The sequence below is a fragment of the Actinomadura madurae genome, assembly GCF_047130825.1.
GTDB lineage: Bacteria > Actinomycetota > Actinomycetes > Streptosporangiales > Streptosporangiaceae > Spirillospora > Spirillospora madurae.
Window position 1 is genome coordinate 6,426,479 of record NZ_CP083237.1, and the last position, 15,504, is coordinate 6,441,982.

Here is a 15,504-nt window from a genome sequence, read left to right on the forward strand (position 1 = left end):
ATCAGCTCCCGCCCTCCTCGGCGCTTCCACCGTACGCGCCGTCCAGCCGGTCCAGCATCTCCTCCGCGGCGGCGCGCAGGTCCGCCATCGGCCCGGTCCGGTGGACGCGTGCGAGCCCGGCGGCCTCGGTCGCGGCCTCCCTCGCCTCCGGCGCCCGGCCGCTCAGCTCCAGGAAACGGGCGAGGTCCACCAGGCAACTCGCCAGCGGCACCGCGTACTCGCGCGGCGGCCCTTCTTCGAGCCCGCGGTACAGGGCCACCGCCGCACGAGCGCGCTCGGCCGCCTCGTCCAGCCGGCCGCGGTCGCCGAGGCGGCGGGCGAGATCCTCCAGCGCCGCCGCCGGACCGGCGGGGGCGGACAGGCGGCGTCCGCTGAGCCCGCTATAGATCTGCACAGCCTCTTGGACGGCTGCGAGCCCCTCGTCGCTCCCGGAAAGCAAGGCCCCGAGGAAGTGCAGGCCCTGCGCGAGGTTCTCCTCGTGGTTCTCCAGCCCCCCGGAGACCAGCTCACGGAAACCGAGCACGGCGTCGCGTGCGCTCACCGCCGCTTCGGTTCGCCTCCCGGTGACGGCTTGATGCCTGGCGAGGTTGAGAAGGCTCCGGGCCAGGGGACCGCTGAACACGCCGGGACGGCCCTGGACCAGACTCCGGTAGATGCTCGCCGCCTCGTGCGCGGCCACCAAGCCCTCCTCGAACCGGCTCTGGTTGCCCAGGAACGTCGAGTGGTTGTGCAGGCTCCGCGCGAGCAGCGCCAGGAAGGCGGTCGGCTGTTTCCGGCAGAGCCACCGGTAGATCGAGACGGCCTCGGCGGAGACGGCGATCGCCCCCGGCATCTCGCCCGTCAGCCCGCGCGTGATCGCGGACTTGCCCAGGCTGCCCGCGAGCGCGGGCAGGAACGCGTCCGGACGGTCCTCCGCCAGTCCCCGGTAGATCGCCACGGCCTCCTCGACGACCCGCACCGACTCGCTGAACCGGCCCAGCTGGTTGAGCCGGTCTCCCAGGTTCGCGAGCGACATCGCGAGGTCCGCCGCGAACGCCGCCGGGTCGTCCGCCGCGAGCCGGCGGCGGATCCCGACGGCCTCCCTGATCACGTCCAGTCCGCCCTCGTGGTCGCCCAGCTCGGCCAGCCGCACGGACAGGTTGTTCAGCGCCGCCGCGAGGTCGGGGCGGTAGGCGTCCGGACGCTGATCGGCCAGCAACCGGTAGGCGGCCACCGCCTCCTGTACCGCAGCCAGCGACTCGCGCGAACGACCCAGCTCGCCCAGCTCGACCGAGTAGTTGTTCAGGGCCGCGGCGAGGTCGGCCCGGTAGGTCTCGGGGCGCTGCTCCGCCAGCGTCCGGTAGGAGGCGACGGCCTCCTCGATGGCGGCCGCCGCCTCGTCCCACCGGCCGAGCTCGCCGAGCCGCGTGGACAGGTTGTCCAGCGCGCCCGCGAGGCTGGCCTCGTACGCGCCGGGCACGGTCGCGGTCAGCCGCCGCTGCATCCGCACGGCCTCCATGGCGGACTCGGCGGCCTGCTCCGCCAGGCCCAGCTCCGCCTGCCGGAGCGACAGGTTGTGCAGCCCGGCGGCCAACGCCGGCAGGTGCGCGTCCGGCTCCTCGGCGTCCAGCTCCCGGTGGATCGCCACCGCCTCCGCCACCGCGGCGAGGCCCTCCTCCAGCCGGCCGAGCGCGGCGAGCCGCGCGGACAGGTTGTTCAGCGCGGACGCGAGCTCGGCGCGGTAGGCGCCCGGACGCTCCCGGTAGAGCGCCACCGCCTCCTCGACGGCGGCCAGGCTCTCCTGGCGTCGGCCGAGCTCCGCCAGCGCGAGCGCCTGCGCGTTCAGCCCGGACGCGAGCTGGGCCCCGAACGCCTCCGGATGGTCGGCGGCGCGCCCGCGCAGCACCTCGACGCTCTCGACGAGTTGCCGCAGGCCCTCCTCGTGCCGGCCCATCCGCCCGAGATGGCCGGAGGAGATGGTCAGCGACTCCGCCAGCGCGTCCGCCGTGCCGGCGTCGCCGCGCTCGGCCGACAGCGTCCGGCGCAGCGCCACCGCCGACGCCGACGCCCGCTGCGCCTCCTCGTACATGCCGACGTTGGCGCGCCGCTCGCTGAGCCGCTCGTACAGGGCCGCCTGCCGGGCCGGGTCGCCGGCCGCCGCGGCGAGCCGGTCCGCGAACAGCCGCTCGGCGAGCACGGCGCCCGCGATGTCGAGGTCGATGCGGCGCTCGCGCGGCAGCCGCTCCTCGATCGCCGCGAGGACGGCCGGGTCGGTGTCCGGCGCCTCGGCGAGCCGGAGCAGCACCGCGCCGCCCGCCTCGACCGCCGGGTCGGGCCTCTCCCGCAGGTGGACGTTGAGGACGCGGGCCATCAACGGCCAGCGCCGCGCGGTCTCCACCAGCACGCCGACCGCGGCGGCGCCCCAGCGGCCGTGCAGCACCGTGCGCAGCGCGCCGGTCATCCAAACGTCGTCCTGGATCATGAGGGCGAGGTAGTCCTCGGCGAGGCGGTCGGGGGAGACGGGCTGCAGGACGGTGTGCGGACGGGCGGGCGGGTAGCAGTGCCGGTGGTCCCGCAGGGCGGTACTGGGCTCGCGAACCCCCAGCTCCCGGAGCAGGCGCTCGGCCTCGTCCTCCGGCACCGGGCCGATCAGCGAGGCGACGCACATGACCCGCTCCATCACGTTCGCCGTGGTGCCGATGGTGCCGTCGGCCAGCTCCCGTTCCCAGTAGTCGCGCTCCTCCGCCCGCAGCAGCGTGGCCGGGACCGCGGAGCGGCGATTCCGCCCTCCCCAGGACACGCGGGGATTCAGCACGGCGCTCAGGGCGGCCATCTGGACGGCGAGGACCTGCTCGAACGCCGGATCGTCGGCGAGCGGATGCGTGAAGGCGCCCACCGCGACGTCCGGACGGCCGAAGAGGTCCGCGAACCAGGCGACCGCCGTCAGGAACCCCTCGCGCCGCATCCGCCCGTCCCCCAGCAGGGACTCCAGCTCCATCGTGGCGGTCTCGACGCCGCCGTGCCCGAGCCGGCTCGCCAGCGCCACCCACCAGGCGCCCGCGGGACGGGCGATGAGGAGGACGCGCACCGTCCCCCACCTGCCCGACGCGCTCTCGCCGAGCATGTCCAGCAGGTCCTCGATCGGCCACGTCTCCGCGTAGTCCACGACGAGCAGCAGGCCCGCGGCATCGGGCTCGCCGGGCGGCGCGGCGTGCGGAGCGCCGCCCGGCGCGGACCGCTCGCCGTGCCGGGCCGCGAGCACCTGCCAGCCGTCCTGCCGTGACCGCCGGGCGAACTCGGCGGCCAGCCTCGTCTTGCCCTGCCCGCCCGGCCCGTGCAGCAGCAGCACGGTTCCCGCGTCCCCGTCGCGCCACGACCGGAGCCTGAGCAGCTCGTCCTCGCGTCCGGTGAAGGGGATGGACCGGCTGGCCGCCGCGAGCACCCTGCTCAGCGGCAGGCTCCACGGGTCCGCGATCTCCTCGGGCTCCGGCGGGTACGGGACGAGCGAGTAGGGAGGCGCGGGCTCGGCGGCCCCGGACCCGCCCCCGGCGTCCATGAGGACGGAGCGGTCGACGTTCAGCGGGATGGTGCGGAAGGGGACCCCGCCCTGGGTGACGAGGGTGAGGCACAGCTCGTCGCCCTGCGCGTCCAGCGCGTGCGCGACGAACGTGACCGGACCGTACGTGCCGCCGAAGCGGTGCACCACGAGGGTGGTGTCGCCGACCGATTCCACCGCGAACCCCGTGCCGCCGTCGAGCATGCACCCGACGGCGTACTCCTCCTCGGGGTACGGCCACTCGTCCGGCGGCCCCTCGGTCTCCAGGTCGACGCTCACGCGGTAGCTGCCGCCCGGCTCGACGCGCGCGGGCCAGCTCACCACGGGCCGGAGCCTGACCGCGGGGGCGTCCGTCATGGCGAAGCCGCCCGAATCAGCCGGAGGGTGGTGTCCGGATGCCCGTAGTAGACGTACATGAAGCTCCAGAAGAACATCCTGTAGTCGTCCGGAGTACGGGTGTCCGGCCGGCCGGGCTCCGGCCGCATGCGCCGCGCGACGTCCGCCCGGTAATCGCGGAGGTAGCGGGCCAGGTTCTGGTCCCTCGCCGCCGCGTCCGCGACGAACTCCACCGCGAACTCGTGCGAGTGGTCGAGGTCGACATCTCCGAGCGTCGCGATGACGGCGCTCGCGCCCTCCCGGAGGAACTTCTGCGCGAAGCCGCGGGTGGGCGCCCGCAGATGCTCCCGGTCGTCGGTGATCGGACGGCCGGAGATGCACGCGTTGAGCAGGACGACCGCCCCGTTGCGCCGCAGCACGGGCAGCCGCCTCTCGATGAGCTCCTCCAGCACGACGCCGTTCAAAGTGAGGCGCTCGCCCGGCGCCCACTCCCCGTGGCAGCGGATCATGAGCAGGGAGAAGGCGAGCAGCTCCTCCTCCACCTCCAGCCGCCGGACCAGGTCCTTGATCGCCTGCTCCCGGCCGGCGACCTCGAAGTCGGCGTACACGTCGACGTCCGTGCGCATCGCCGCGTCCTCCATCATCAGGAGGCCGCCGTTCATCTCCCGCGGCGCCGCGCCGAGATGCCACTCCTGCGTGTCGTGCGGCAGGCTCGTCCAGCGGCTGACGGGGACGAGCGCGCCGAGCCAGCCGTCCGGCCCCGCCGCGCCGGGCGGCGGCTCGTACCGGAACAGCTCCCACGGGATCTCGTAACCCGTCACATCGAACACGATGAGCTGCGCCCCGGCGTTCATCAACAGGTCGCGCAGCCAGCAGTTCAGGGCGAACTGGTAGCCCGACCATTCCCCGATCCAGTGGAAGAGCCGCTTCCACTCCTCGTCGGGGACGTCGGCCTTCAGCCTGCTCAGCGCGAGCTCCGGGTGGGCCTGCTGCTTGTCCAGCGCGTCGCGGCCGTTGGCGCTCCGCACCTCGCCCCCGTGGTGGAAGTGCAACTCGAAGCTGCGCGGGCCGTAGGCGTTCGCCTTGACGCACAGCAGCGCGACGTCGGGCGAGAGTTCGTGGTCGAGCGGCACCCGCCGGGCGCCGAACGCCCCGGTCCGCTCGCCCAGCACGTTCGCGGCGGGCACGTCCGCGGCGCCGGACGCGTCCGGACGGGGGCTCGGCTCGGGCGGGCGGCCGTCGTCGGCGCCCAGGAACTCCCGCATCGTCACGTGCCCCCGTCCCGCGGCGGAGCGATGATCACCGACCCGCCCAGGGCGTCCGCGAGCTCGAACGGCAGGCTGCCGTAGCGGCCTTCGTCCGGGGCGAGGACGGCGGTGCGGACACCGGGCAGCGACCGCACCGGCGCCGCCGCCCGCAGCGCGTCCCGCACGCCGCGATCCCCGACGGGGCCGCGGACCTCGCCGAGCAGGCTGCCGTCCAGCGGGACGTTGCCCCGGCCGTCCGTCGCCACCACCAGCGACACCGGCACCGGGCCGCGGCGCAGCAGCCGGCGCAGCTCGGCGACCGCGAGGTCCAGCCCGTGCGCGAGCGGGGTGGCGCGGCCGGGGCGCCGCCGCAGCGACACGGGCAGCCGCGGGTCCAGCAGCGTCCGCGCCCGGTAGCGGACGGCGGCCAGTTCCCCGGGCGTGTCCCGGTGGCCGAACTCGATCACGGTGACGGCGGCGTCGTCGCGGTGGGCCGCGCGCAGGAACGCGGCGAGGCCGGGCCCGCGGTCGAAGTGCCGCCAGCAGGAGTGGTCGAGGACGAGAACGAGCGCCGCCCCCGGCTCGGCGGCGCGCCGCGGGCGCCGCAGGTCGGCCGGGCTGATCAGCAGCCCCGGCGGCGCGTCCGGCCGGTGCGCCCGCCGGACCGCCTGGAACTTCGCCGCCTCCACCACGGTCGCGACGATCGCGAGGTCGCGGGGCCCGGACGCCGGGCGCACGCCGACCGGACGGCCGCGCAGCCGGCCCGCCCGGGTACGGCGGCCGGGCGGCGGCCGGAGCGCGCCGAGCCGGGGCAGGGCGCCGGGATCGTCCTCCGGATACGGCCACGGGCCGGCCGCCGCGGCGTCCGGCAGCGTGACGGGCTCCCCGGTCCGCGTCGCCACCCGCCGGCCGGCCCCGGGCGCGACCGTCTCCGAGCGGGCCCGCGCCCCCGTCGGTTCCCGTTCCGGGCGGCGGGGCGCGAGGGGTCCCGGCCCGTCCGGCGGCGGCTCCGGGACCGGAGGGGTGCCGGACCCGCCGCCCGGCACGGCGATGCCGAGCAGCGCCGCCGCCTCGTCGACGTGCGCCGCTCCGGTCCGCGCCGCTCCCGCGAAGCCCGCGACCGTCCGCGCGATCCGGGCGAGCGCCAGGTCGCGCCGCCTGCCGGGGCCGGGCGGCAGCAGGACGGGGACCCGCCGCAGCGCGTCCTCCGCGAGCGGCGGACCGTCCGGGGCGGCCTCCAGCGGCGGGACCGCGTGCAACAGCGCCGACTCCTCGTCCGCCCGGGTCGTCCGGCGCACCGCGTCCGCCGCCCGCGTCCACTCCGCGAGCAGCCGTCCCGCCTCCACCCGGATAGGGAACCGGTCCAGCAGGTGCGGCGACACGGTCGCGACCTCGGCGCGGGACGCGGCGGCGAGCCACCACGTCCGGGGCCGCCACCGGCGGCTGTACCCGCGCATCTCCACCGCGGCGGCGTCGGCCCCGGCCAGCGTCACCGCGATCCGCGCCACCGCCGGGTCGGCCTGCCCGAGGTCGGGAACGAGCACCACCGCGCCGTCGGCGGCTGCGAGCGGCCCCGGCGCGAGGCGCAGCGCGTCCCCGTCCGGCCGCATCCGGACCCACAGGCCCTCGTCCGCGGACCCCGGGCCGAGCACCACCGTCGCCGGGGACCCCGGCAGGACTCCGGTGAGCAGCCGCGCGAGCGGGGCCAGCAGGAAGGGGTCGAGGTCGTAGAACAGCACACCGCCCAGCCGGGGGTCCGCCGCCAGACAGCTCAGCAGCGTGCGCACCCGGTCGAGCGCGGCCACCCTCACGCCCCCCGGAGCCGTGCCACGACCCGGCCGGTCTCCTCCGGGCCCCAGTCCGGCAGCCGCCCGGAATGGTCGCTCGACCTGCGGTGCACCAGCGCGGGCCGGGCGACCTCCGCGACATGCCCGGCGGTGACCTCCGGCGCGCCGTCGAGGGCCGCGCGGGCGCGCGCCGCGCGGGCCAGCACCAGCTCGCCGCGGTGCCCGGCGAGCCCGAACTCCTTCGCGACCCGCGCGCAGCCCGCGAGCACCCCGGCGGCGAAGCGGACCTTCCCGACCCGCCGCTTCGCCGCGTCCAGCGCGGCCCGCGTCTCCAGGTCACGCTGCCTCGCCTCCGCCACTCGCGCGGAATCCGGGTCGTCCTGGAAGGTCAGCACCGCGTCCATGATCTCGGCGCGGCGGTCCGCGTCGTTCTCCGGCCGCACCTCGGCGACCAGCCCGAACCGGTCGAGCAGCTGGGGGCGCAGGCTGCCCTCGTCCGGGTTCATCGTGCCGACCAGCGTGAACCGCGCGGGAACGGCCTTCGCCGCGAGGTTGTCGCGCTCGACGTTGAGCACGCCCGTGGAGACGACGTCCAGGATGATGTTCACCAGGTAGTCGTCGAGCAGGTTGACCTCGTCGATGTAGAGGATGCCGGCCTCGGACCTGGACGCCTCCAGCAGCAGCCCGTCCTGCGGCTCCGGGTCTCCCTTCATCAGCTTGTCGATCTTCCAGCCGCCGAGCACCCGGTCGTCGGTGGCGCCGATCGGCAGCGTGACCGGGAGCTCGCCGGTCAGCATCAGCGTGAACGCGCGGACCGTGGTGGTCTTGGCGGTGCCGCGCTGCCCGGTCGCCAGCACGCCGCCGACGGCGTCCGCGACGTAGGCGATCTCCAGGGCCGAGCGCAGCTCCTCCTGGCCGACGATCATCGAGTACGGCAGGACGGTGGACGCGGGATCCGGATCGGTCACTTCTGTTCCTTGTGGACGATGTAGCTCTCGTTCGGGTTGCCGGCGAACTCCATGGCCTCGTCGAGCGGGACGCCCTGCCGCCAGTGGTCGCACCAGTCCTCGTTCAGGGCGCGCTCCTCCTTCAGGTCCTTCGGGAGTTTCACGCGCAACGCGCCGAACAGTTCCGCACGGTGCAGGTCGAACGCCACCGAGACGGTCTCGGCGTAGGCGAGGGCGGCGTGCACGGCGCCCCGGTAGGACAGCCAGGCCAGCGCCGCCGGGACGAGCGCCAGCGGCCACCACCAGCCCGAGCCCAGCAGCAGGACGCCCGTCGCGACCGCCGTGACCGCCAGGGTCACCGCCATCCGGGCGGCGAGGTCGAGGCCGTCGCGGCGGTCGTCGACCAGCTCGCGGACCCGCTCCCCGAGCAGCGGGTACAGCCGCGGCCACGCCACGACCGCGTCGACGCCGTAGTGGCGTCCGGCGCCGTCCTCCATGGCGGTGAGCGCGTTGCCGAGCGCGGTCGGCCGCAGGAGGTGGTCCGGTGCCGGGAAGCGGCGGCGCAGCTCGTGGCCCTTCTCCCCGGCCCGCTGGATCTCCTCCTGCGCCGGCGCCGGGCCGGACGGCGCCGCGTCCTCGCGAAGGCGGTTCCGCCGCCTCTTCTGGCCTCGCAGCAGCAGCGACGAGAAGGGAAGCCACGGTCCCGTGCCTTCGAGCATCCTCATCATCGCGAGCTGGAACGGCTGGAGGACGACGGCCACGATCGTCAGGGCGAGGACCAGCAGGACCACCTCGCCGAGGCCCAGCCCGGCCGCCGTCCGCCACGCCGCGCGGAACTCCAGCGGCCCCCACGCGCCCGCCCACACCAGCGTCAGCAGCCAGAGCGCCGCCGCGTACACCGGGAAGTAGCCGATCAGGACGAACCGCCGGCCGAACCCGGAGTCCGACGGCGCCTTGAGAACCGCGTCGAGCTTCACCGGACCGCCCCGGTGAACGCCATCGGGCCGTGGCCGCTCGCGCACTCCGGCGGGAAGCGCTCGTCGTGGAAGGACCGGTGGGCGCGCTCCCCGCATCCGGGCCGCGTGCAGCCGTAGACCAGGAGCCGGTACCGGGTGGAGCGTCCCGGAAGCCCCGCCCGGTCGGACTCGCCGAGGCCGGCGGCGGGCGTCCCGGCGGTCGCGGGCGCGGCGAGCACCTTCTCGCGGGGGGCGACCGCGACCCGCCGGCCGTCCCGGACGAGGATGATCCGGGTCAGGTCGGGCGCCTCCTCGAACCGGGCGCGCAGGCGGCGGCGCACCTCGACGGCCTTGAGGCCCTCGGCGTACTCCATCTCGGCGCCGTCCGGCTCCCGGTCGAGGGACACGCGGTCGCGGACCGCCGGATCCGTGAACGTCGCGACCCTCGACTGGGCCGCCTTCAACTCCTGATCGTCCAATCCGCCACCCCTCGACCACGCAGCGTCTGCGGCCGACCACTTTTCCACCCATCCGGCACGCGGACGTGGGAAAAGGACGCAGAACCGGAGACCGGTACCGGTCGTGGCGGGACGGTCAGGTCTGCGGGCGCTGGTAGGCGAAGCCGTCGCCGACCACGGCGGCGAGGGTCAGGTAGGCCTCGCGGGTCCCGGGGGCGAGCTGCTCCAGCTCGACCTCGGCGCCCTCTTCCAGGTGGTCGTCGTAGGGGATGCGGACGACGGCGCGGCAGCGGCTCTCGAAGTGGGACTGGAGCTTGTCCAGGTCGACCTGGCTGCGGGTGCGGTTGCGGACCATCGACAGCACGACGACGCCGTTGCGGACGAGGTGGCCGTGGTCGTGCGCCTCCAGCCAGTCGAGGGTCGCGCTCGCGGAGCGGGCACCGTCCACCGACGGGGAGCTGACCAGGACGAGCTGGTCGGCCAGGCTCAGCACGCCCGCCATCGCCGAGTGCAGCAGGCCGGTGCCGCAGTCGGTGATGCAGACCGAGTAGTACTGCTCCAGGACGACGGCGACGGCGGCGTAGTCGTCGGCGCTGAACGCCTCGCTGACCGCCGGGTCGCGGTCGGACGCGAGGATCTCCAGGCGCGCCTCGTTCTGCGAGGTGAACGCGCGGACGTCGGCGTACCGGTGGATCTGCTCGCGGTTGTTCAGCAGGTCGCGGACGGTCGCGGCGGTCTCCAGCCGGACCTTGTCCGACAGGGTCCCGCGGTCGGGGTTGGCGTCCACCGCGATGACCCGGTCACCGCGCAGCGACCCCAGCATCGAGCCGAGGCCGGTTGTCGTGGTCGTCTTGCCGACGCCGCCCTTCAGCGACATCACCGCCACCCGGTGGTGCCCGCCCGTCACGGGGGTGCGCGCCCGCGCGACGAGGTCCTTGCGGCGCAGGTCGTTCTGCGACTCGCCGGGGTGGATGTTGCCGGCGGTCGCCTTGTAGACCGCGCGCCGCCAGCCGGAGGACGGCGCGATCTTGCGCTCGCCGAGCAGGTTCTCGGAGCTGAGGTTCTCGGTGCTCTGCGGTCCGGACGGCTGCTGCTGGACGGACTGGTCCGGCTGCATCATCTGGTTGAGCGTGTGCGGGTACTGCGACTGGTCCTGCGGAGACCCGCCGGGGTACCCGTAGCCCGGCTGCGGGTACGGCTGCCCGGTGCTGGGGTCAACGGGCGGGTACGGCTGGCCCGTGTTCGGATCCACCGGCGGGTACGGCTGGCCGGTGTTGGGATCGACGGGCGGATAGGGCTGGCCGGTGTTCGGGTCGACGGGCGGGTACGGCTGGCCGGTGTTCGGGTCGACGGGCGGGTACGGCTGGCCCGTGTTCGGGTCGACCGGCGGGTACGGCTGGCCCGTGTTCGGGTCGACCGGCGCGTACGGCTGGCCCGTGTTGGGGTCGACCGGTGGGTAGGGCTGGGCGCCGGGGGGCGGCGGGGGCGGGTACGGGCGGCCCATGTTCGGGTCCATCGGCGGGTACGGCTGAGGGACCGCGCCGGGGTCCTGCTGGTACATCTGGCCCGTCGAGGGGTCGGCGGGCGGGTACGGCTGGGCGCCGGCGTTGGGGTCGGGCTGCCACGGCTGACCCGTCACGGGGTCCACGGACGGGAACGGCTGCTGCTCCATGGGCGTGAACCGCCGGCCGGCCGCCGCCGGGTCGGCGGGCGGGAAGGGCTGCGCGTTCGGGTCCGGTGGCATGGGACGGCCCGTGTTCGGGTCGATCGGCACGTACGGCTGGCCCGAGGCGTCCGTGTCCTGGGGAAACGGCTGGCCCGTGGCGGGGTCGACGGGCGGCTGGTAGGGCTGGCCGGCGGCGTCCTGCGGCGGGGCCTGCTCGGACGGGTACGGCGGAAGCTGGTCGAGGGGCGGGGTCGCGTTGCCGTTGACCTCGTACGGCGACGGCTGCTGCCCCTGCTCGCCCGGCTGGCCCTGCCCGTAGCCCTGGTAGCCGCCCATGCCCGCGTACGGCGGCGGGAGCATCCCGCCGTCGAACGGCTGCGGCATCGGGCCGCCGTCGTACGGCGGAGGCATCGGGGGCCCGAACGCGTCATCACCCGGCTGACCCTGGAACGTGGGGGGCGCGGCGAGCCAGGGGCTGCTGTTCGGATCGGTCTGCTCGGCCTGCTCGGCTGGCGGCTCGGCGGGGGGTGGGGCGTTCTCCTGCTCGCCGGTGTTCTCCTCCGGGGCCTTCTCCGCCTCGGGGACGGGGGACGGCCCGGTCGTCTCTCCGCTCATCGCGTCCAGTGAGGCCAGCCGCTCCTCCAGGGACCGCCCGTCGTGCTCGTTCCTCGCCACCGTTCTTCCCCCTAGGGCACGCCTCTGTTGATTACACGGAGCAGGTGGGCAAATTGGGCCCCCACGCAGGATACCTGTGCGCCAATACCACGCATCCCACGAGTAGATCGCCATTGCCGCGAAGAAGTTCGAGGTTCCGGGCGCCTTGGACGCGCCCGGTAGCGTGATCGGTATGCATGCCATCGTGATCCGGGAGCCGGGAGACGCGGACGTCCTCGCATGGACGCCGGTACCGGACCCGGCGCCGAAGCCGGGCGAGGTACTGATCGAGGTGGCGGCGAGCGCCGTCAACCGCGCGGACGTCATGCAGCGGATGGGCTTCTATCCGCCGCCGCCGGGCGCTCCCCCGTATCCGGGCCTGGAGGTGTCCGGCCGTATCGCCGAGCTGGGCGCGGACGTGACCGGCCTGGCCGTCGGCGACGAGGTGTGCGCGCTGCTCAGCGGCGGCGGCTACGCCGAACGGGTCACGGTGCCCGCCGGCCAGGTCCTCCCGGTGCCGCGCGGCGTGGACGTCGTCGACGCGGCCGGGCTTCCGGAGGTCGCGTGCACGGTGTTCTCGAACGTGGTCATGCTCGGCGGCCTCCGCGAGGGCGAGACGTTCCTCGCGCACGGCGGCGGCAGCGGCATCGGGACGTTCGCCATCCAGCTCGCGAAGGCCCGCGGCGCCCGGGTGGTGACGACGGTGGGCAGCGCGGAGAAGGCGGAGAGGTGCCGGGAGCTCGGCGCCGACGTCGCCGTCAACTACCGCGAGGAGGACTTCGTCGAGAGCGGCCCCTACGACGTCATCCTCGATCTGGTCGGCGCCAAGTACCTGGAGCGGAACGTGGAGGCGCTCGCCACCGGCGGGCGGCTCATGGTGATCGGCCTCCAAGGCGGCGCGAAGGGCGAGCTTGACCTCGGCAAGCTGCTGCGCAAGCGGGCGCTGGTGCACGCGACGACGCTGCGGGCCCGTCCGCCGGAGGAGAAGGCGGAGATCGTCGCGGGCGTCCGGGAGCACGTGTGGCCGCTGCTGGAGTCCGGGACGATCCGCCCGGTCGTCGACCGGCGGATCCCGATCGCGGACGCGGCCCGCGCGCACCGGCTGCTCGAAGAGAGCGGTCACGTCGGCAAGATCCTGCTGACCGTGTGAGTATGGGGGGATTATGAGCGAGCCTTCGAAGAACAAGTCTGGACAGGAACCGCAGGTGCTCGTGCTCGGCCCGAACGGCATCGCCGTCGAGGGCGGCGGTGAGGGCGAGTCCGAGGGCAAGTCGGTGACCGACATGGTCGAGCAGCCGGCGAAGGTCATGCGGATCGGCGGGATGATCCGCCAGCTCCTGGAGGAGGTCAAGGCCGCCCCGCTGGACGAGGCGAGCCGGGCCCGGCTGCGGGAGATCCACAAGTCGTCCATCAAGGAGCTGGAGGACGGCCTCGCGCCCGAGCTGGTCGAGGAGCTGGAACGGCTGTCGCTGCCGTTCACCGAGGGCACGGTGCCGAGCGAGTCGGAGCTGCGGATCGCGCAGGCGCAGCTCGTCGGCTGGCTGGAAGGCCTCTTCCACGGCATCCAGACGACGCTGTTCGCCCAGCAGATGGCGGCCCGCGCGCAGCTGGAGCAGATGCGCCGCGCCCTGCCCGCCGGGATGATGCCCGGCGGCGAGGAGGAGCAGCAGAAGCCCGGTCCTCGGTCGTCCGGCCCCTACCTGTGACACGTCCCCCGGCCGCACCCCGCGAACGGGGGTGCGGCCGTCGTCATGGGAAGAGGCGTTCCAGGACCTCGGCCACGCCGTCGTCGTCGTTGCGGGACGTCCGGTGCGTCACCGCCGCCAGCACGAGCGGATGCGCGTTCGCGACGGCGTAGGAGGTGCCCGCCCAGCTCAGCATCGGCAGGTCGTTGACCATGTCGCCGAACGCGGTGACGTCCGACGCCGCGATGCCCTGCTCGGTGCACAGGGCCGCGAGGGCGCTGGCCTTGGTGACGCCCATCGCGCTCATCTCCAGCAGCCCGCGCCCCGACGAGTGCGTGACGGTCACGAGGTCGCCGACCGCCTGGGTCGCCTTCTCCGACAACGTGTCCGGGTCGGCGTCCGGGTGGAACGCGAGCAGCTTGGTGCCGGCGCGGCTCACCAGCTCCCCGTCGTCGACGGGCCGGCCGCCGAACTTCCGGGCGTCCCAGCGCCCCATCTCGTAGCGCGCCTCGTACACGAACTCGTCCGGGTACTCCACCGAGAACCGCAGCTCCGGCGAGATGCCGCGCAGCCGCCCGATCGTCTCCGCCAGCACGTCCGGCGGGATCTCGTCGGCCCGCAGGACGGCCTCGGTGTGCAGGTCGTACAGGACGGCCCCGTTCGCGCAGATCGCGACACCGCGATGGCCGACGGCCGCGGCGATGTCGGTCATCCAGCGCGGCGGCCGGCCGGTGACCATGACCAGCATCGAGCCGGCGCGCTCGACGCGGGAGAGGGCGGAGACGGTCCGTGCGGAGATCGTCCCGTCGGAGCGGACGATCGTCCCGTCGAGGTCGGTGGCGATCACGCGCGGTGCGGACTTGGTCATGTCACCTTCCTGGGCAGATGGGACACACCCTAGGCGACACCGCGCGGACCGCCCGCCCGCGGGTCAGCGCTTGACCGGCTCCAGCACGTCCTGCCCGAGGAACTTGCGCAGCGCCTCCGGCACCCGCACCGACCCGTCGGCCCGCTGGTGGTTCTCCAGGATCGCGACCATCCACCGGGTCGTCGCGAGCGTCCCGTTCAGCGTCGCGACCGGCTGGTTCCGGCCGTCCGCGTCGCGGTGCCGGACCGCCAGGCGGCGCGCCTGGAACTCGGTGCAGTTGGACGTCGAGGTGACCTCGCGGTAGGTGTTCTGCGTCGGCACCCACGCCTCGCAGTCGTACTTGCGGGCCGCGCTGGAGCCGAGGTCGCCGGCCGCCACGTCGATCACCCGGTACGGGATCTCGACCTTGGCGAGCATCTCCTTCTCCCACTCCAGCAGCCGCAGGTGCTCGGCGTGCGCGTCGGCCGGGTCGCAGTAGGAGAACATCTCCACCTTGTCGAACTGGTGGACGCGGATGATGCCGCGCGTGTCCTTGCCGTAGGAGCCGGCCTCCCGGCGGAAGCACGACGACCAGGCGACGTACCGCCGCGGCAGCTCGTCGATGATCTCGTTCATGTGGTACGCGGCGAGCGGGACCTCCGACGTGCCCACCAGGTACAGCTCGTCCTGCGGCAGGTGGTACACCTCCGCCGCGTGCGCGCCGAGGAACCCGGTGCCCTCCATCGCCTCCGGCTTCACCAGCACCGGCGGGTACATCGGCACGAACCCGCTCGCGACGGCCTGCTCCATGGCGAGGTTCAGCAGCGCGTACTGGAGCCGCGCGCCCACGCCCGTCAGGTAGTAGAACCGCGCGCCCGACACCTTCGCGCCGCGCTCCATGTCGATCGCGCCGAGGCTCTCGCCCAGCTCCAGGTGGTCTTTGGGCTCGAAGTCGAACGTGGTCGGCTCGCCGACGTGCTCCAGGACGACGAAGTCCTGCTCGCCGCCGGGCGGGGCGCCGTCCTCGATCAGGTTGGGGACGCTCTTCAGCAGCGCGTCCAGCTCCTCGCCGAGCCGGTCGGCCTCCGCCTCGCGCTCCTTCACCTGCTGCGCGAGCTCCTTCGCGCGGGTCAGCAGCGCCTGCCGCTCGTCGCCCTGCGCCTTGGACACGGACTTGCCGAAACTCTTCTGCTCCGCGCGCAGCCGCTCGAACGACGTCAGCGCCGAGCGGCGCCTCCCGTCCAGGTCGATCAGCTTGCCGACGACGGCGTCATCCTCACCGCGGGCGCGCTGCGAGGCGCGCAGCCGCTCGGGATCCTCTCGAAGAGCTCGCAGGTCAATCACAGACCCGAGGCTACCGGGCCGGAACCTCGTCCGCGCGCGTAT

Annotated in this window: 11 protein-coding genes; 2 read left to right on the top strand and 9 right to left on the bottom strand. The window is 74.4% G+C overall.

Annotated elements, in window-relative coordinates:
• Nucleotide 1 precedes the first annotated feature (1 nt).
• From K8Z49_RS29345 to K8Z49_RS29375, 7 genes are all read right to left on the bottom strand, one after another.
• Nucleotides 2-3,892: a tetratricopeptide repeat protein gene (locus K8Z49_RS29345; RefSeq protein ID WP_412515754.1), complete on the bottom strand. Its 3,891-nt coding sequence runs from the start codon at nt 3,890-3,892 to the stop codon at nt 2-4.
• Nucleotides 3,889-5,136 carry a CHAT domain-containing protein gene (locus tag K8Z49_RS29350; protein WP_412521191.1) on the bottom strand — a complete coding sequence of 416 codons (1,248 nt, stop codon included), beginning with the start codon at nt 5,134-5,136 and terminating at the stop codon, nt 3,889-3,891. The genes K8Z49_RS29345 and K8Z49_RS29350 overlap by 4 nt, the downstream gene beginning before the upstream one ends.
• Nucleotides 5,137-5,138: 2 nt before the next feature.
• A complete protein-coding gene (locus K8Z49_RS29355) occupies nt 5,139-6,923 on the bottom strand; it encodes a magnesium chelatase (RefSeq protein ID WP_177287807.1) in 1,785 nt (594 codons plus the stop codon).
• Between the two features lie 2 nt (nt 6,924-6,925).
• Nucleotides 6,926-7,873, bottom strand: a complete 948-nt coding sequence (locus tag K8Z49_RS29360; RefSeq protein WP_021599940.1) for an AAA family ATPase — start codon at nt 7,871-7,873, stop codon at nt 6,926-6,928.
• Complete coding sequence (locus K8Z49_RS29365) at nt 7,870-8,829, bottom strand: hypothetical protein (RefSeq protein WP_412515755.1); 960 nt, start codon at nt 8,827-8,829, stop codon at nt 7,870-7,872. Before K8Z49_RS29365 ends, K8Z49_RS29360 begins: the two co-directional genes overlap by 4 nt.
• Nucleotides 8,826-9,287 carry a hypothetical protein gene (locus K8Z49_RS29370; RefSeq protein ID WP_143118644.1) on the bottom strand — a complete coding sequence of 154 codons (462 nt, stop codon included), beginning with the start codon at nt 9,285-9,287 and terminating at the stop codon, nt 8,826-8,828. Before K8Z49_RS29370 ends, K8Z49_RS29365 begins: the two co-directional genes overlap by 4 nt.
• Before the next feature lie 115 nt (nt 9,288-9,402).
• Nucleotides 9,403-11,607: an AAA family ATPase gene (locus K8Z49_RS29375; protein WP_412515756.1), complete on the bottom strand. Its 2,205-nt coding sequence runs from the start codon at nt 11,605-11,607 to the stop codon at nt 9,403-9,405.
• A gap of 172 nt (nt 11,608-11,779) precedes the next feature.
• Here K8Z49_RS29375 and K8Z49_RS29380 point away from each other — a divergent pair, with 172 nt between their 5' ends.
• Entirely contained in the window at nt 11,780-12,736 is a 957-nt protein-coding gene (locus tag K8Z49_RS29380) for an NAD(P)H-quinone oxidoreductase (protein WP_021596893.1), read from the top strand.
• Between the two features lie 13 nt (nt 12,737-12,749).
• Complete coding sequence (locus K8Z49_RS29385) at nt 12,750-13,292, top strand: bacterial proteasome activator family protein (protein ID WP_024934717.1); 543 nt, start codon at nt 12,750-12,752, stop codon at nt 13,290-13,292.
• Between the two features lie 43 nt (nt 13,293-13,335).
• Here the strand turns inward: K8Z49_RS29385 and K8Z49_RS29390 are convergent, their stop codons facing one another.
• Together K8Z49_RS29390 and serS are read right to left on the bottom strand one after the other, a co-directional pair.
• Nucleotides 13,336-14,139: a Cof-type HAD-IIB family hydrolase gene (locus tag K8Z49_RS29390; protein ID WP_021596895.1), complete on the bottom strand. Its 804-nt coding sequence runs from the start codon at nt 14,137-14,139 to the stop codon at nt 13,336-13,338.
• 63 nt (nt 14,140-14,202) lie between these two features.
• A complete protein-coding gene (gene serS / locus K8Z49_RS29395; RefSeq protein WP_075022910.1) occupies nt 14,203-15,462 on the bottom strand; it encodes a serine--tRNA ligase in 1,260 nt (419 codons plus the stop codon).
• Nucleotides 15,463-15,504 lie beyond the last annotated feature (42 nt).